Annotated in this window: 15 protein-coding genes; 6 read left to right on the top strand and 9 right to left on the bottom strand. The window is 68.9% G+C overall.

The window, feature by feature from the left end; all coding sequences use genetic code 11:
• Positions 1-14: 14 nt before the first annotated feature.
• The 4 genes from VFA06_RS20950 to VFA06_RS20935 all read right to left on the bottom strand — a co-directional run bounded on the left by VFA06_RS20950 (position 15) and on the right by VFA06_RS20935 (position 5,366).
• On the bottom strand, positions 15-1,313 hold the full coding sequence (locus VFA06_RS20950; protein ID WP_324842358.1) for an ABC transporter permease: 1,299 nt from the start codon (positions 1,311-1,313) through the stop codon (positions 15-17).
• Complete coding sequence (locus VFA06_RS20945; RefSeq protein ID WP_324842357.1) at positions 1,310-2,560, bottom strand: ABC transporter permease; 1,251 nt, start codon at positions 2,558-2,560, stop codon at positions 1,310-1,312. Before VFA06_RS20945 ends, VFA06_RS20950 begins: the two co-directional genes overlap by 4 nt.
• Entirely contained in the window at positions 2,557-4,245 is a 1,689-nt protein-coding gene (locus tag VFA06_RS20940; RefSeq protein ID WP_324842356.1) for an ABC transporter ATP-binding protein, read from the bottom strand. The genes VFA06_RS20945 and VFA06_RS20940 overlap by 4 nt, the downstream gene beginning before the upstream one ends.
• Positions 4,246-4,421: 176 nt before the next feature.
• Complete coding sequence (locus VFA06_RS20935) at positions 4,422-5,366, bottom strand: BMP family ABC transporter substrate-binding protein (protein WP_324842355.1); 945 nt, start codon at positions 5,364-5,366, stop codon at positions 4,422-4,424.
• Between the two features lie 7 nt (positions 5,367-5,373).
• Between VFA06_RS20935 and VFA06_RS20930 the strand changes: the two genes are divergently transcribed.
• The gene (locus tag VFA06_RS20930) at positions 5,374-5,526 is read left to right on the top strand and encodes a hypothetical protein (RefSeq protein WP_324842354.1); all 153 of its coding nucleotides are present in this window, start codon (positions 5,374-5,376) and stop codon (positions 5,524-5,526) included.
• Positions 5,527-5,806: 280 nt separating this feature from the next.
• Here VFA06_RS20930 and VFA06_RS20925 read toward each other — a convergent pair whose 3' ends face one another.
• Together VFA06_RS20925 and VFA06_RS20920 are read right to left on the bottom strand one after the other, a co-directional pair.
• Positions 5,807-7,120: an amidohydrolase gene (locus VFA06_RS20925; protein ID WP_324842353.1), complete on the bottom strand. Its 1,314-nt coding sequence runs from the start codon at positions 7,118-7,120 to the stop codon at positions 5,807-5,809.
• A 197-nt stretch (positions 7,121-7,317) separates the two neighbouring features.
• Complete coding sequence (locus VFA06_RS20920; RefSeq protein ID WP_324842352.1) at positions 7,318-8,925, bottom strand: acyl-CoA mutase large subunit family protein; 1,608 nt, start codon at positions 8,923-8,925, stop codon at positions 7,318-7,320.
• A 285-nt stretch (positions 8,926-9,210) separates the two neighbouring features.
• Here VFA06_RS20920 and sdhC point away from each other — a divergent pair, with 285 nt between their 5' ends.
• From sdhC to VFA06_RS20900, 4 genes are read left to right on the top strand one after another with little or no spacing between them, the layout of a single operon-like run.
• The gene (gene sdhC, locus VFA06_RS20915; protein WP_414639939.1) at positions 9,211-9,693 is read left to right on the top strand and encodes a succinate dehydrogenase, cytochrome b556 subunit; all 483 of its coding nucleotides are present in this window, start codon (positions 9,211-9,213) and stop codon (positions 9,691-9,693) included.
• Between the two features lie 11 nt (positions 9,694-9,704).
• On the top strand, positions 9,705-10,196 hold the full coding sequence (locus VFA06_RS20910) for a succinate dehydrogenase hydrophobic membrane anchor subunit (RefSeq protein WP_324842351.1): 492 nt from the start codon (positions 9,705-9,707) through the stop codon (positions 10,194-10,196).
• A 19-nt stretch (positions 10,197-10,215) separates the two neighbouring features.
• Entirely contained in the window at positions 10,216-11,976 is a 1,761-nt protein-coding gene (gene sdhA, locus VFA06_RS20905; RefSeq protein WP_349260272.1) for a succinate dehydrogenase flavoprotein subunit, read from the top strand.
• On the top strand, positions 11,976-12,776 hold the full coding sequence (locus VFA06_RS20900; RefSeq protein WP_324842349.1) for a succinate dehydrogenase iron-sulfur subunit: 801 nt from the start codon (positions 11,976-11,978) through the stop codon (positions 12,774-12,776). Before sdhA ends, VFA06_RS20900 begins: the two co-directional genes overlap by 1 nt.
• 24 nt (positions 12,777-12,800) lie before the next feature.
• Here the strand turns inward: VFA06_RS20900 and VFA06_RS20895 are convergent, their stop codons facing one another.
• Positions 12,801-13,100 (bottom strand): SCO4848 family membrane protein, encoded by a 300-nt coding sequence (locus VFA06_RS20895; protein ID WP_324842348.1) that lies wholly within the window; start codon positions 13,098-13,100, stop codon positions 12,801-12,803.
• A gap of 162 nt (positions 13,101-13,262) precedes the next feature.
• Between VFA06_RS20895 and VFA06_RS20890 the strand changes: the two genes are divergently transcribed.
• Positions 13,263-14,195, top strand: coding sequence for a DMT family transporter (locus VFA06_RS20890; RefSeq protein ID WP_324842347.1), 933 nt, complete (start codon positions 13,263-13,265; stop codon positions 14,193-14,195).
• Here VFA06_RS20890 and VFA06_RS20885 read toward each other — a convergent pair.
• Positions 14,179-15,315: a PQQ-binding-like beta-propeller repeat protein gene (locus VFA06_RS20885; RefSeq protein ID WP_324842346.1), complete on the bottom strand. Its 1,137-nt coding sequence runs from the start codon at positions 15,313-15,315 to the stop codon at positions 14,179-14,181. The genes VFA06_RS20890 and VFA06_RS20885 overlap by 17 nt on opposite strands.
• A 117-nt stretch (positions 15,316-15,432) precedes the next feature.
• A partial coding sequence (locus VFA06_RS20880; RefSeq protein WP_324842345.1) for a thaumatin family protein occupies positions 15,433-16,223 on the bottom strand: 791 nt, incomplete at its 5' end.

Here is a 16,223-nt window from a genome sequence, read left to right as displayed (position 1 = left end):
TGGTCATGGACGGGTCACCCCTTGATGTACGGCTGGTTCTCGGCGGCCGGGGCGCGCACGATGCCGCCGAGCGACGCCACCACGAACACGGTCGCCAGGTACGGGGCCATGGAGAGGAACTGGCCGGGGATCGGCGTGCCGAGCGGCGCCAGCGCGTTGTTTAGGCCACCGGCGAAGCCGAACAGCAGCGCGGCTCCGAGCGCGCCGACCGGCGACCAGCGCCCGACGATGAGCGCGGCCAGCGCGATGAAGCCCTTGCCCGCGGACATGTTCGTGGTGAACGACCCGACCTGACCGATCGTCAGCCAGACCCCGCCGAGCCCGGAGATCAGCCCCGCCATGATCACGTTGCGGTACCGGGTGCCGAGCACCTTGATGCCGACCGTGTCCGCGGCCTTCGGGTGCTCGCCGACCGCGCGGGTGCGCAGGCCCCACCGGGTGCGGAACAGCGCCACCTGCACGACGGCGAGGATCACGAAGGTCAGGTAGAACAGGACGTTCTGGTCGAACAGCACGTCGCCGACCACCGGGATGGAGGCCAGGCCCGGGATGCGGATCGCCTGGAAGACGGGCGGCTGGTTGAACTCCGCGGCCTTTGGCGAGAGCAGCTTGTCGTAGAGGAACGTGGTCAGCCCGAGCGCGAACAGGTTCAGCACGACGCCGAGCACGACCTGCTCGATGTGGTACCGGTTCGCCAGCACCGCCAGCAGCGAGCCGAGCAGCGCCCCGGAGAGCGCGCCCACGATCAGGCCGATCCACACCGAGCCGGACATGGTCGCGGCCATCGCCGAGGAGAAGGCGCCGAACAGGAACTGGCCCTCGATCGCGACGTTCACCACGCCAGAGCGCTCGCAGATGATGCCGCACATGGCGCCGAGGATCAGCGGTACCGAGACGATCAGCGTGTTGTTGAGCACGCCGGGCAGGCTGACTCCGCCGAGCGCGCTGGTTCCGGCCGAGGCCCAGACCAGGAACGCGATGATGAACGAGGCGACGTAACCGACCGTCAGCCAGCGCCGGCCGGTCAGGCCGATCGGGACGAAGGCGCGCACCAGGCCGCACACGATGCACAGCGCGCTGAACACGATCGCGACCGGGGCGGCCGGGAAGTGCTGCATGCCCAGCGCCCCGGGGGCGTTCGGGTTCAGCGCCATGCCCACGGCGGCTTCGGCGCTGTGCTGGGTGCGCGTGCCGAGCCCGAAGGCCCAGAGCGCGTACGCGCCGACGGCGACCTGCGCCAGGCCGGGGATCAGCCGGGCGCGGTCCACGCCGGGCGCGGCCGGGACGGCGACTTGGGCGGTGGTGGCGGTCACGCCTGGCCTCCCGTAGCGACGGACGCGCGGCGGGCGCGCAGCCGGAAGATCTCCTGCACGAGTCGCGGAGCCGCGACGAAGATCACGATTACCGCCTTCACGACGTTCACGATGTCCACCGGCAGTCCCGCGCTCGCCTGCATCACCGAGGCGCCCGCGTTGAACGCGCCGAACAGCAGCGCGGCCGCGACGATGCCCCACGGCCGGTTGCGGCCGAGCAGGGCCACGGTGATCGCGTCGAAGCCGAGGCCGGCGTCGATGTTGGGGCTGAGCGAGTTGTTGTTCGGGTTCGTGGTGCCCAGCGTCTGGGTAACCCCGACCAGGCCGAACAGCAGGCCGGACAGCGCCATGGCGAGGATCTGGGTGCGCGCGACGTTGATGCCCGCGATCCGCGCGGCGCGCGGGTTGATGCCGAGCGCGCGCACCTCGAAGCCGAGCTTGGAGCGGCCGAGCAGCCAGGCCGTGGCCAGCGTGGCGGCCAGCGCGATCACCAGGCCGACGTCGGTGCCGACCGAGTCGCCGAACAGGTGCGGCAGCCGCGCGTTCGGGTCGGCCGGCTTGGAGACGGCCTGCCCGGCCTTGGTCGGGTCGTGGAAGCCGTGGGCGTTGAGCAGATAGCCGAGCAGGTAGAACGCCACGTAGTTGAGCATGATCGTGACGATGACCTCGTGCGCGCCGCGCCAGGACTTGAGCCAGCCGACCAGCGCTCCGTAGAGCATCCCGCCGAGCGCGCCGGCCAGCACGGCCACTACCACGTGCAGCCCGATTGGCAGGTGCCAGGCAAAGCTGGCGTAGGCGGCGAAGATCGCGCCGATGATCAGCTGGCCCTGGCCGCCGATGTTGAAAAGGCCGGCCCGGAAGGCCAGCGAGACCGCAAGGCCGCCGAAGATCAGCGGGGTGGCCAGCAGCAGCGTGTTGGTGATCGGGCCGAAGAACTGCGCCGGGGTGCCGCTGACGGTGGCCGGGTCGAAGATCGCGCCCTTGAACAGCGCGGAGTACCCGGAGGAGATGTCGTGCCAGGCGCCGGAGAAGAAGTCGCCGGGCGAGGCGAAGAAGTAGCCGGCCTTGTCCAGGGTGGTCGTGTCCGAGACGACCATCAGGACCGCCCCCGCGACCAGCGCGAGCGCGACCGCGAGGAAGGTCACCAGCAGCGTGTTCTCCGCGGTGAACACGTTGCGGGCGGCTTGCCCGAGTCCGCCGAACGGCTCGGGGGTGGGTGTCTCCTGCTCGGTGGTCTCGGTGGTCACGAGCCCGTCCCCTCCCGCTGCGCGTCCGGAGCGTCGGCCGACGGCGCGTCTGCCGACGAGGCACTGTCCGATGACGCACTGTCCGTTGACGCACTGTCCGATGAAGCGTCGTCAGATCGCGCCAGGTCCGGCGCGGCCGCGGCCGGCGTGCCGTCGCCGGCCGCCGTCGCGCCGTCCGTGATGCCGGCCATCAGCAGGCCGATCTCCTCCCGCGAGGTGTCCGGCGACACCACGCCGACGATCTTGCCCCGGTACATCACCGCGACCTTGTCGGCCAGCGCCAGTACCTCGTCCAGCTCGGTGGACACGATGACTACCGGCCGGCCCAGGTCCCGCTCGGCCACGATCCGCTTGTGGATGAACTCCTGCGCGCCGACGTCCACGCCGCGGGTCGGCTGCGAGGCGACCAGCAGACTCAGCGGCCGGGACAGCTCGCGCGCGACGACCACCTTCTGCTGGTTTCCGCCGGACAGGTTGCCGGCCGGGAGGAAGGGGTCGGTCGGCCGGATGTCGAACTCCTCGATCCGGGCCTTCGCGTTCTTCTCGATCTCATCCAGGTCCAGCGAGAAGGCGCCGGCGAAGGGCTTGGACTTGTACAGGTCCAGCACCAGGTTCTCGGCGACGGTGAAGCCCGCGACCAGCCCGTCGTGCAGCCGGTCCTCGGGAATGAAGCCGACCCCGGCGTTCAGGGTCTGCCGCGGCCCGGCCCCCACCAGCTCCGTGCCGTCCAGGGTGATCGAACCGGCGTGCACCGGGATCAGCCCGAGGATCGCCTGGGCCAGCTCGGACTGGCCGTTGCCGTCCACGCCGGCGACGCCGAGGATCTCCCCGCCGCGCACCGAGAACGAGATGTCGTCGACCGCGGGGTTGCCGTGCTGGTCCAGCACGGTCAGGCCGCTGACGTCGAAGGCCGCCGCCCCCGGCGCGGCCGGCTGCTTGTCCACCACCAGCTGCACCGCGCGGCCGACCATCATCGAGGCCAGTTCCTGCTCGGTCATCTGCGGGGTCGCGGTGCCGACCACCCGGCCGCGGCGGATCACGGTGATCCGGTCGGCGATCGCCCGGACCTCCTTGAGCTTGTGCGTGATGAAGACGATGGACTTGCCCGCCTCGCGCAGCGTGTTCATCACCGTGAACAGCTCTTCGATCTCCTGCGGGGTGAGCACCGCGGTCGGCTCGTCAAGGATCAGCACCTGGGCCTCGCGTACCAGCGCCTTGACGATCTCGACCCGCTGCTGCACGCCGACCGGGAGGTTCTCGATCCGGGCGTCCGGGTTGACCGGCAGGCCGTAGCGCTCGGAGACCTCGCGAACCTCTTTGCGGGCCTTGCGCCGGTCCAGCCAGCCCAGCGGCCCGCCGAAGCCCTTCGACACCGTTTCGTCGCCGAGCACCACGTTCTCCGCGACGGTGAACACCGGCACCAGCATGAAGTGCTGGTGCACCATGCCGATCCCGGCGGCGATCGCGTCGCGCGGCCCGTGGAACTCCTTCGCCTCGCCGTCCACCAGGATCTCGCCCTCGTCCGGGTGGTAGAGCCCGTAGAGCACGTTCATCAGGGTGGACTTGCCCGCGCCGTTCTCGCCGAGCAGGCAGTGGATCTCGCCCGGCTCGACGACCAGATCGATCCGGTCGTTGGCGACCAGCGATCCGAAGCGCTTGGTGATCCCGCGCAGTTCCAGGCGCACCCTCGGACCCTTCCGTACGTAGCAGTATGCAAACGATAAGTCCCGCGCGGCCTGCGCCGTACCCCGGCCGCACAGCAGCGGTGGCGCCTCGTGCGAAGAGCCGTTCCACTGCGCAAGCCGGGGCGCGTCCAGCCGTCGTTCCCGCCGGCCGGACGCGCCCCGCGCTCGCAGTCCGGTCAGCTGGTGGGCTGGTTCTTGGACTTGATGGTGATCGCGCCGCTGATGATGTCCTGCTTGACCGTGTTCAGCTCGGCGGTCAGCGCGGCCGGGATCTTGCCCTCGAAGTTGTGGTACGGCGCGAGGCCGGTGCCGCCGTTGGCGAGGGTGCCGACGTAGGCGGTCTCGCTGAAGTTGCCGCCGGCGGCGTCCTCGACGGCCTTGGTCACCGCGTCGGCGATGCCCTTGAGCACCGAGGTGATCAGTACGCTGGCATACTGCGGCGCGGCGGTGTAGCCGTCGGTGTCGACCCAGATGGCGTTGAGCCCGCCGTTGGACTGCTGCGCCTCGGCCAGCGCGCCGAGGCCGGTGCCGCCGGCGACCGGGAAGACGATGTCCGCGCCCTGGCTCATGAAGCCAGCCGCCAGCTGCTTACCGGCGTTCTGGTCGGTGAAGGACTGGGCGAAGGAGCCCTGCTGCGTGGTCTCGTTCCAGCCGAGCACCTGCACGTGGGTGCCGTGCTTGCTGTTGTAGTACTGCACGCCCTCCCAGAAGCCGTCCATGTAGACGGTGACCGGGGCGATGTTCAGGCCGCCGAAGGTGGCCACCTTGCCGGACTTGCTGTAGCCCGCCGCGAGGTAACCGCCGAGGAAGGCGCCCTGCGCGGTGTTGAACTCCAGGCCCTTGACGTTCGGGCTCACCGAGCTGGAGTCCACGATGGTGTAGTTCTGGCTGGGGTGCGCCTTGGCGGAGGCGGTGGTCGCGTCGGCCATCAGGCCGCCGACGGTGACCACGAGCTTGCAGCCCTTGCCGACCAGGGACTGGATGTTGGTCGTGTACTGGTTCTCGGTGGCGGACTGCACGTAGGAGACGGACGCCTTGCCGTCGGACTGCGCCTTCTGCATGCCCGCCCAGGCGGCGCTGTTGAACGAATGGTCGTCGATACCACCGGTGTCGGTCACCATGCACGCGGTGAAGCTGCTCGCGCCGGAACCGCCGCTCGCGCTCGCCCCGGCACTCGAACCCGAATTCGTGCTCACCGGCTTTGACCCACAAGCGGCGGCGGCCAGGCCGACCACCGCGAGCGCCGCCACCAACCTGCTTTGCTTCACCGAAACCTCCTGAGAGAAGAACTGCGGCGCCGTGTGGCCGATCAAGCGAGAATAATTCGCGGCGACCGGCCTTCCCGACGAGTTCTTTCCCGCTGCGCGGAACGCAACGGCTCCGGTTGGAACCCGAGATGAAACCGTGATACGGCGGTCGCAGCCACGCCGCCAGCATCGCCCAACGCCAGTGGTGTAGCACTCCCGGTGACTGTAAACGGGCGAACCTTGCGGCCGTCAGGGTCTTCCGGCCTACGCCAGTTCAGGGGCCGGCGCCGGCGCCGGCGAACCGGGGATGCGGCTCAGACCGCGGCCCGGTCGGCGGCGAGTGCGGCCTCGGCGAAGAAGCGCACGCCGACCGCGATGGCCGCCTCGTCCGCGTGGAAGGTCGGCTGGTGCAGGTCCCGGGGAGTCGGGTCGCCCGGGGTGCGCACGCCGAGCCGGGCCATCGCGCCGGGCACGTGCTGCAGGTACCAGGAGAAGTCCTCGCCGCCCATGGACTGCTCGACCGGCACGATGCCGTCGCTGCCCGCGCCGCCCGGAGCCGCCATCACCCGGTGCGCGGCCTCGCGCATCAGCTCGACCACGTGCTCGTCGTTGACCACCGGGGGCACGCCGCGCACGTATTCCAGCTCGGTCTTCGCGCCGTAGGTCGCGGCGATCGCGTCGACCAGTTCCAGGATCACGTCCGGGGCCTGGCTCCAGGCCCGCTGGTCCATCGCCCGCAGCGTGCCGCGCACCTCGCCGAACTGCGGGATCGCGTTCGGCGCGTTGCCGGCGGCGATCGCGCCCCACACCAGCGAGACCCCGGCGCGCGGGTCCATCCGCCGGGAGAGGGCCGCGGGCAGCTCGGTCACCAGCGCGGCCAGCGCGTAGACCAGGTCCACGGTCAGGTGCGGGCGGGCGGTGTGGCCGCCGGGTCCGGACAGCCGCAGGGTGAGCGTGTCGCAGGCGGCGGTCAGCGCGCCGGAGCGCAGGCCGATCCGGCCGGCGTCCACCTTCGGGTCGCAGTGCACGCCGATGATCGAGCCGACCCCGTCGAGCGCCCCGGCCTCGACCATGTCGACGGCGCCGCCGGGCAGCAGTTCCTCGGCGGGCTGGAAGATCAGCCGCACCGGGCGGGGCAGCCGGCCCGCCCTGGCCTCCTCGGCCAGGAACAGCCCCGCGCCGAGCACCGTCGTGGTGTGCACGTCGTGGCCGCAGGCGTGCGAAACGCCCTCGATCACCGAGCGAAAGGGAAGCTCGCTCGCCTCCTGGATGGGCAGCGCGTCGATGTCGGCGCGCAGGGCGAACCGGCTGCGGCCGCGCGGGCCCACGGGGGCGGAGGGCACCGGCGAGCCGTTTACCGTCCCCGCTTCACCGGACGCCGGGTCGATGTCGCAGATGACGCCGCTGCCCAGCGGCAGGATCTTCGGCGCGAGGCCGGCGGCCTCCAGCGCCTCGACGATCTTCCCGGTGGTGCGCACCTCGCGGCGGCCGAGCTCCGGGTGCGCGTGCATGTCGCGCCGAAACCGGATCAGATCGGGCTCCCGCCGGGCCAGGAACGCGGAGAGCCGCGACGACGCGACGTCATCGGCGGCTCGGTCCTGGATTTCCAGCGGAAGACTTAAGTTCATTCCCCTACGGTAGTCCGTCTAATCCTGGGAATCCCAGTAGTTCCGCCATATGGGAACTTGAAGTTGACCAAGATGACACTTAAGGGCTATGGCTCGCGGCACGTGCGGGCTAGGCCCAAGGGATGCAGTCGAATGGACGAGCGACCGGCACGGCGGAACGTTTACCGAACCGATGGACAAGCCCTTACGCCAGCGGGTTAGAACGCGTCCCGCGGCACGTACGTGCCCCAGACCTTCCGCAGCGCGTGTGAGACCTCGCCGACAGTGGCCCGCACGCGCAGGGCCTCGCGCATCGGATAGAGCACGTTGTCGTTGCCTGCTGCTGCGCGCTTGACCTCGTCGAGCGCGCGGTCGACGTCCGCCTGCGAGCGGTCCGCGCGCAGCTTGGCCAGGCGTTCGGCCTGCTGCATTTCGATGGTCGGGTCGACGCGCAGCGGCTCGTAGGGCTCCTCCGCGTCCAGGGTGAAGCGGTTGACGCCGACCACGACCCGCTGGCCGCCGTCGATCTCCTGGGCGATCTGGTAGGCGGAGCGCTCGATCTCGGCCTTCTGGAAACCCTGCTCGATCGCCGCGACCGCGCCGCCGAGCGACTCGACCCGCTCCATCAGCGTGCTGATCTCAGCCTCGAGGTCATCGGTCAGCTTCTCGACCACGTACGAGCCCGCGAACGGGTCCACGGTCTTGGTCACGTCCGTCTCGTACGCGATCACCTGCTGGGTGCGCAGCGCGAGCCGCGCGGCCTTCTCGGTGGGCAGCGCGATCGCCTCGTCGAAGGAGTTCGTGTGCAGCGACTGGGTGCCGCCGAGGACCGCGCCGAGGGCCTGGAGCGCGACCCGGATCATGTTGACCTCGGGCTGCTGGGCCGTCAGCTGCACGCCGGCGGTCTGCGTGTGGAAGCGCAGCATCTGCGACTTGGGGTCCTTGGCGCCGAACTCGTCGCGCATGACCCGCGCCCAGATCCGGCGGGCGGCGCGGAACTTGGCGATCTCCTCGAGCAGCGTGGTGCGCGCGACGAAGAAGAACGAGAGCCGCGGGGCGAACTTGTCCACGTCGAGCCCGGACTCGACCGCGGCGCGCACGTACGCGATGCCGTCGGCGAGGGTGAAGGCGATCTCCTGCGCGGGTGTCGCCCCGGCCTCGGCCATGTGGTAGCCGGAGATCGAGATGGTGTTCCACTTCGGGATCTCGCGGTTGCAGTAGGCGAACACGTCCGAGACGAGCCGCAGCGAGGGCGCGGGCGGGAAGATGTACGTCCCGCGGGCGATGTACTCCTTGAGGATGTCGTTCTGGATCGTGCCGGTCAGCGCGGCGGGCGCGACCCCCTGCTCCTCGCCGACCAGTTGGTAGAGCAGCAGCAGGATCGAGGCGGGGGCGTTGATGGTCATCGAGGTGGAGACCTTGTCCAGCGGGATACCGCCGAACAGCGTGCGCATGTCCTCGATCGAGTCGATCGCGACGCCCACCTTGCCGACCTCGCCGTGCGCGATCGGCTCGTCCGAGTCGTAGCCCATCTGGGTCGGCAGGTCGAAGGCCACGGACAGACCGGTGGACCCGGCCGCGATCAGCTGCTGGTAGCGCTTGTTCGACTCGGTGGCGGTGCCGAAGCCCGCGTACTGGCGCATCGTCCAGGGCCGACCGGTGTACATGGTCGGATAAACGCCGCGGGTGAAGGGGTAGCCGCCGGGCTCGCCCAGCCGTTCGGCCGGGTCCCAGTCGGCCAGGTCGGCCGGCCGGTACACCGGTCGGATCGGCAGGCCGGACTCGCTGGTCGCGGCCTGCTCGGACTGGGATCGCTCGGACGGCATGTGAATACCTCGCGCAGTCGGAAGTCGTGGGGTCGGCACCCGTTCGGGTTGCTGCCTCTGCACCGAGTATTGCGGATCGCTCAGCACCCGCACACCCCTGTTGTCGCGCGAATCACACCCCGGTCCCGTCCACGCCTGAGGTGGAATGTCCGTATTGTCGGATGCGAGATCGCTCACAGTGGCCCCTCTCGCGGCGATTTCACGGGTAGTCGCCTGCTTAACCTGTGGTGAGACAGGCAGGACCACTCCGCCTGAGCGACAACCGGAAAGGGCCGGGCAACGCCCATGGCTATAACCACGCCTAAGGTCGGCACCAGCGACGCCCAAGGCAGCGCGCCTGGGCGTGGCGCTCCCGTCTCCGGCGGCTCTGCGAGCGCCGGCCGTAAGAACAGGCGCGGCACGCTGTACCGCGGCCGTGAGGGAATGTGGAGCTGGGTGGCGCACCGGATCACCGGCGTGCTGATCTTCTTCTTCCTGTTCGCGCACGTGCTCGACACCGCGCTGGTCCGGGTCTCGAAGTCGTCGTACAACACGGTGATCGACAGCTACAAGAACCCGGTCACCAACTTCCTCGAGTACGGCCTGACCGCGGCGATCGTCTTCCACGCCTTCAACGGGCTGCGCATCATCGCGGTCGACTTCTGGGCGAAGGGACCGCGCTACCAGCGGCGGATGCTCTGGATCGTGGTCGGCGTCTGGATCGCCCTGATGGCCGGAATGCTCTATCCGATCACCGCCCACTCGTGGCACACCATCTTCGGGAAGTAGGCCCACGCACCATGTCCGCTTCCAACCCGTCCACTTCCGCCCCGTCCGCTTCCGCCGCCGCCTCCCCCGCGATCGAGGCGCCGCGCTCGCCGCGCACCACTCCTGGATCCCCCCGCCTGCGCAGCCGGCGCACCCCACGTGCCACACGCACCAACTTCGAGCTCTACAGCTGGCTGTTCATGCGGTTCTCCGGCCTGCTGCTGACATTCCTGGTGCTCGGCCACCTCTTCATCATGCTGGTGCTCGACGGCGGCGTGGAGAAGATCGACTTCGCCTTCGTGGCCGGCCGCTGGGCCTCGCCGTTCTGGCAGGTCTGGGATCTGCTCACGCTCTGGCTGGCCACCCTGCACGGCGTCAACGGCCTGCGCACGGTCATCAACGACTACGCCGAGCGCGACGGCACCCGGCTCGCCCTCAAGACGCTGCTGTACACCGCGGCGCTGCTGATGATCTTCCTCGGCAGCCTGGTCATCTTCACCTTCACCCCGAACATCAAGGCCTAAGGGCGCGCACACGATGGCGATCAACACACACACTTACGACACGGTCATCGTCGGCGCGGGTGGCGCAGGCATGCGTGCGGCCCTCGAAGCCGGTACTCGGTCGCGGACCGCGGTACTCACCAAGCTGTACCCGACCCGGTCACACACCGGCGCGGCGCAGGGCGGCATGTGCGCGGCCCTGGCCAACGTCGAGGACGACAACTGGGAGTGGCACACCTTCGACACGGTCAAGGGCGGCGACTACCTGACCGACCAGGACGCCGCCGAGATCATGTGCCGTGAGGCCATCGACGCGGTGCTCGACCTTGAGAAGATGGGCCTGCCCTTCTCGCGCACTCCGGAGGGCCGGATCGACCAGCGCCGTTTCGGCGGTCACACGCGTAACCACGGCGAGGCTGCGGTACGCCGCTCCTGCTACGCGGCCGACCGGACTGGCCACATGATCCTCCAGACGCTTTATCAGAACTGCGTCAAGGAGGGCATCGAGTTCTTCAACGAGTTCTACGTCCTCGACCTGCTGCTCACCGACCCGGACGAGGACGGCGTGCGCCGTACGGCCGGTGTCGTCGCGTACGAACTGGCGACCGGCGAGATCCACGTCTTCCGCGCCAAGGCCGTCATCTTCGCCACCGGCGGCTTCGGCAAGGTCTTCAAGACCACCTCGAACGCGCACACGCTCACCGGCGACGGCATGGGCATCATCTGGCGCAAGGGCCTGCCGCTTGAGGACATGGAGTTCTACCAGTTCCACCCGACCGGACTGGCCGGCCTCGGCATCCTGCTGACCGAAGGTGCCCGCGGCGAAGGCGGCATCCTGCGCAACGCGGACGGCGAGCGCTTCATGGAGCGTTACGCGCCGACCATCAAGGACCTGGCGCCGCGTGACATCGTCGCCCGCTCGATGGTCCTGGAGGTGCGCGAGGGTCGCGGCGCGGGTCCGAACAAGGATTACGTCTACCTCGACCTGACGCACCTTCCGGCCGAGCAGATTGAGGAGAAGCTGCCGGACATCACCGAGTTCGCACGCACGTACCTGGGCGTCGAGCCGACCACGGAACTGGTCCCGGTGTACCCGACCGCGCACTATGCGATGGGCGGCGTGCCGACGAACGTCGAGGCCGAGGTGCTCAGCGACAACAACACCGTCGTGCCGGGCCTGTACGCGGCGGGCGAAGTCGCATGCGTGTCCGTCCACGGCGCGAACCGCCTCGGCACCAACAGCCTGCTGGACATCAACGTGTTCGGCCGCCGCGCGGGCATCGCCGCGGCCAAGTTCGCCGAGACGGCCGAACTGCCGGAACTCCCGGAGAACCCGGCCGCCTACGTCGTCACGCTCATCGACAACCTGCGCAACTCGACCGGCACCGAGAAGGTCGCGCAGATCCGCAAGGAACTGCAAGACACGATGGACAACAACGCGGGCGTGTACCGCAACGACACGACGCTCAAGCAGGCCTACGAGGACGTCAAGGCACTCCAGGCCCGGTACAAGAACGTTGCGATCCAGGACAAGGGCAAGCGGTTCAACACCGACCTGCTCGAGGCGGTCGAACTCGGCTTCCTGCTCGACCTGGCCGAGGTCCTGGTCGTAGGCGCGCGCAACCGCAAGGAGTCGCGCGGGGGCCATGCCCGCGAGGACTACCAGAAGCGCGACGACGAGAACTTCATGCAGCACACGATGGCTTACCGGGAGGCCCGGGCGGACGGCTCGTACGAGATCCGCCTGGACTGGAAGCCCGTCGCCGTCACCCGGTACCAGCCGATGGAGCGTAAGTACTGATGGCCACCGCAACCCTCGATCAGCACCAGTCGGCCGGGAACGCCGAGCAGCAGTCCTCTGCCGCGGCGCCACAGTTCCTCACGATCACCGTGCAGGTCCGCCGCTACAACCCGGACACCGACGAGTCACGCTGGGACGAGTTCGAGGTACAGGCGCTGCCGACGTGGCGCATCCTCGATGCGCTACACGCGATCAAGTGGGAGCAGGACGGCTCGCTGACCTTCCGCCGCTCCTGCGCGCACGGGGTCTGCGGCTCGGACGCGATGCGCATCAACGGCCGCAACCGCCTCGCCTGCAAGTCGCTCGTCAAGGATCTGATGACGATCGACAAGAAGACCGGCCGCGCCAAGCCGATCACGGTCGAGCCGATCCAGGGCCTGCCGGTGATCAAGGACCTGGTCGTGGACATGGAGCCGTTCCTGCAGGCCTACCGCGACGTCAAGCCGTTCCTGATCGCGCACGGCAACTCGCCGACTCGCGAGCGGCTTCAGTCGCAGCAGGACCGGGAGCGCTTCGACGACACCACCAAGTGCATCCTGTGCGCGGCTTGCACGACGTCCTGCCCGGTGTTCTGGACGGACGGCCAATACTTCGGCCCGGCGGCGATCGTCAACGCGCACCGCTTCATCTTCGACTCGCGCGACGACGGGGCCGAGGAGCGCCTGGAGATCCTGAACGACCGCGAGGGCGTCTGGCGCTGCCGCACCACCTTCAACTGCACGGAGGCCTGCCCGCGCGGCATCCAGATCACCCAAGCCATCGCCGAGGTGAAGCGGGCGTTGATCACGCGACGGGTCTAGGGCGAGAAGGCCTGAACTGAGCGATTACTCCACTGAAGCCGGAGTCTTAGCGGCCGGGGCGACAGCAGTCGTCTCGGCCGCCGTCGCGTTGCCGCCCTTGGCCGCCGCACGTAGTCCCCGCCAGCCGAGCCAGCCGATGGCGGAACCGAACGCGATCGAGATGACTGCCAACGCCACGTGCACACCGAAGAACGCGGTCGGCGCGTGAGTCGGGCTCCAGGACCGCGAGTCCGCCGAGATGTTCTTGATCAAGGTCACCCAGATGAACCACGACCACGCAGCGAACGCGATCAAGAGCCAGGAAGCACGCCGAGAGAGTTGCATGTCAACCAGGCTACCTGCCCCGAATTGATCGAGATCGTCCCCCCTGCGCGTCCTGGGGTACCGGTCAGGCGGCTGGGGAATCATGGCTGTGCGAGAGCGGCTTGCGTGGTGGGGCGAGTATCGCGGCATGGCTGACTGCGGCGAGGAGGGGGACGGGTTGCCATGACCAGCCGCGGCCGGGGAACGCTGGCCCTGATCCTGCTGGCCGCCTCATTCGCGCTGATGACCGTATTGGCGCGCTACCTCAATACCAGCTTCACCATCGCGCAGCAGGTCTATCTGCGAGGGGCGGCGGCCCTTCTCGTCGCCGGTCTCGTGTTCAACTCGCGCATTCGCTGGCGAGTCGTGGCACGCGTCAGACCGCGAGAGTGGGGTGTCATCGCTATACGGGCACTGCTGCTGTACCCAATCGGCACGGAGCTTTTCTCCAAGGCCGCGACCCTGACACTCATCGGCGACGTCTCGTTTATCGCGGCACTTCCACTCGTCTCGATCTTGGCGCTGGCCCTTCGACAGACTCCGCTCACGCGTCGCCGGATCGGGAGTGTCGCCGGCTGCGTCGTCGGAGTCGCCGCTGTATCGCTGCACGATCCGGGCCGAGGGATACACCTGCCGGTCTGGGATCGCGGCGATCTCCTCGCGCTGTTGGGACTGCTTGGCATCGCGGTGAGCTATCTCGGCCGGTCACAGCACGACGGCGCCCTGAACAACGCTGAGATCACCGTCCTTCTCCTGGGCGCCGGCGTGCTGTGGGTGGCCCTCGGTTCCTTTGTGTCCGGCCAAGGCATGCCGCACCTCGCTCACGCGCCGGTGTGGGGTGCGGTCATGCTCGCCGGGGTCCTGAACGCGCTCAACGTCTTCTTGATCAATTACGGCTTCGAGCAGGTCGAGCCCGTTCGCGCTGGGAACCTGCTCACGTTAGAGGCGGTATGGGGCCTCGCCTTCGGACTCGCGTTCTACCGCCAGTGGCCGACTGTGCTCGAGCTTCTTGGAGGCGCTGCCATCGTCGGGTGCGCGCTCATCCTGAACTCGGCACGCGACCAAGCTTCGATACCTGATGCGCCGAGCCCGCAGCCGCCTAGTCGAAAGCGGTGACGGTGGAGCCGGTGGGGACGACGAGCAGGCCGTCGCCGACGTTGATGTCCGACGGGGGCGCGAAGTACTCGCCGCCACCGCCAGGGGTGCCGGGGAGGGGCAGCGTGACGACGATCTTGCCGGTCGACGTGCTGACTCCGTACAGCTTGTTGTCAGCGCTGCCCAGGTAGACGACGTTGCCCGCGATGACCGGGCCGGCAACGATCTGGCTGGGGAGGGTCGTGGTGAAGCGCAGCGCGAAGTTCGACAGGGCCTCGGACGACAGTTGCGTGCCGTCGGCGAAGAACGCGTTGCCGTGCGAGAACGCGGGCGTTCCGGTGAAGGTGCCGACGGCGGTGCCGGTGGTCTTCTTGAGAATGTGGTCGCCGGTGTCGGAGAAGAACAACGACGAGGTGAGGTACGAGGTGCCCCCGCCGCCACCGGTGCAGCCGTCGTTGTCGTTCCACAGCACGGCGCCGGTGAGCGAGATGTGGGTCTGCGAGCAGCCGCCGTTGGCGTAGACCCCGCTGCCGTCCACCGCGAGGGATCCGCCGTCACCGTCCACGCTGGCCTGCCAGTTCACGGCGCCGGTCGACTCGGAGAGGGCGACGACGTGACCGGATCCGTAGACGTAGACGACGCCGCCGGTCGCGACCGGCTCGCCGGAGAAGTACACCGTGGCGGTCGACCAGAGCTGGGCGCCGGTCGCGGGATCGAACGCCGTGACCGTGCCGTCGAAGTTGTTGGTGAACAGCTCGCCGCCGTCATAGGCGAGGGCGAAGAAGTAGTACGTGCCGCTGAGCGCAACCGGTCCCCAGACCACCTTGCCGGTTGCCGCGTCCAGTGCGTAGAGCTGGCCGCCGGAATTGCCGCCGGGGTTCGCCGTCGTCACGAAGACCTTGCCGGCCGCGATGATCGGGTACGACACCGACCCGTCCAGGGTGACCGACCACTTCTGGTGGGGCGTCGCCGAGAGCGTGGTGCACGACTTGCCGGTCCGGCTGGCGTCGACGTGATGCGCGACCGCCGGGCAGGTGGCGGTGGTCGCGGACTCGGTGGCGCTCGCCGGCACCGCCACCATGGCTAGGGCTGACGCGCACGTCAGGGTCGTGATGGACGCGAACAATGATCGTCCCCGCATGAAGCCTCCCCGGGAATGTGCCAGCCCCGCGCTGGCAGCGATATTCTATCGAAGGGCTCTGACAAAAGCCTTCGGATAAATCCGGGTTCTGCGCGTCGGATGCGATCAACGGGCACGCTAGGGGCTCAGACCGAAGGTGATGCGGTAGTCGCACTCACCCGAGCAGGTGAAGGTGCTGGTGGCGTCGTCGTCGACGTAGGAGTACGCGAACGGCTCGGCCTGCTTGAAGAGCGTCGCGTAGTCGACCGGCCACTTGGTCGGGTCGCAGGCTGAGCGCGGCGCCCATTGGCCGCGGCAGCAGTACTGGTCGGTGCCGAACACGCCGCAGGGTGATTCGCAGCCGACCACAGCGCCGCCCGCGTGGACCTGGAGCGCCGACGGGCAGGCCACCGGTCTCGTGCAGCCGGCCGCCGAACAGCCGGTCGGGCTGATCGGGTCCTTCGTCGCGCCCTTGACGATGTTGATGTACATCGGCAGGTTCGAGCCGTCGACCATGCTGACGTCGTAGAAGTCGAGGTTGCGCCAGGAGTTGAGGTTGAACTCGGCGAGTGTGGCCGGGATGGCTCCGTATTGCGCGCACTGGAAGCGCTCCGCGCAGTCGCCGGTCTGGCAGTGGCCGCTGCCCGCGGCGTTGAACTGGCAGCCGGTGCGTCCCCAGAAACGTCCGTTCCACTTGTCCGGGACCGTGATCGTCAGGCTTTGTCCGGCCGGGAGCATCCAGCCGGTCGTGGCGAGCGCGGGCTGCGGAGTCTGCTCGCCCGCGCCGACCCAGATCGTCTGCTGCACGTTGTTGACGAAGGTGACGGCGCGGAAGCCCGCGGGAGCACTCGCTGCTTTCGCGGAAGGCGGGCCGGCTTGGGGTGACGCGGGGCGTGTGGCGTCAGCACCGGCAGTCGCGCTCGTGCTCG

Origin of the sequence: Actinocrinis sp. (assembly GCF_035653575.1) — a bacterium.
In the GTDB taxonomy this organism is placed as follows: Bacteria; Actinomycetota; Actinomycetes; order Streptomycetales; family Catenulisporaceae; genus Actinocrinis.
This window is presented reverse-complemented; position numbering and strand designations above follow the sequence as displayed.

What these genes read in the sequence shown, in the direction of transcription:
- VFA06_RS20935 (WP_324842355.1), bottom strand. Translation starts at nt 5,366, where the DNA reads ATGGTGACCGACACCGGTGGTATCGACGACCATTCGTTCAACAGCGCC.
- VFA06_RS20925 (WP_324842353.1), bottom strand. Translation starts at nt 7,120, where the DNA reads ATGAACTTAAGTCTTCCGCTGGAAATCCAGGACCGAGCCGCCGATGAC.
- VFA06_RS20920 (WP_324842352.1), bottom strand. Translation starts at nt 8,925, where the DNA reads ATGCCGTCCGAGCGATCCCAGTCCGAGCAGGCCGCGACCAGCGAGTCC.
- sdhC (WP_414639939.1), top strand. Translation starts at nt 9,211, where the DNA reads ATGGCTATAACCACGCCTAAGGTCGGCACCAGCGACGCCCAAGGCAGC.
- VFA06_RS20910 (WP_324842351.1), top strand. Translation starts at nt 9,705, where the DNA reads ATGTCCGCTTCCAACCCGTCCACTTCCGCCCCGTCCGCTTCCGCCGCC.
- VFA06_RS20900 (WP_324842349.1), top strand. Translation starts at nt 11,976, where the DNA reads ATGGCCACCGCAACCCTCGATCAGCACCAGTCGGCCGGGAACGCCGAG.
- VFA06_RS20895 (WP_324842348.1), bottom strand. Translation starts at nt 13,100, where the DNA reads ATGCAACTCTCTCGGCGTGCTTCCTGGCTCTTGATCGCGTTCGCTGCG.
- VFA06_RS20890 (WP_324842347.1), top strand. Translation starts at nt 13,263, where the DNA reads ATGACCAGCCGCGGCCGGGGAACGCTGGCCCTGATCCTGCTGGCCGCC.
- VFA06_RS20885 (WP_324842346.1), bottom strand. Translation starts at nt 15,315, where the DNA reads ATGCGGGGACGATCATTGTTCGCGTCCATCACGACCCTGACGTGCGCG.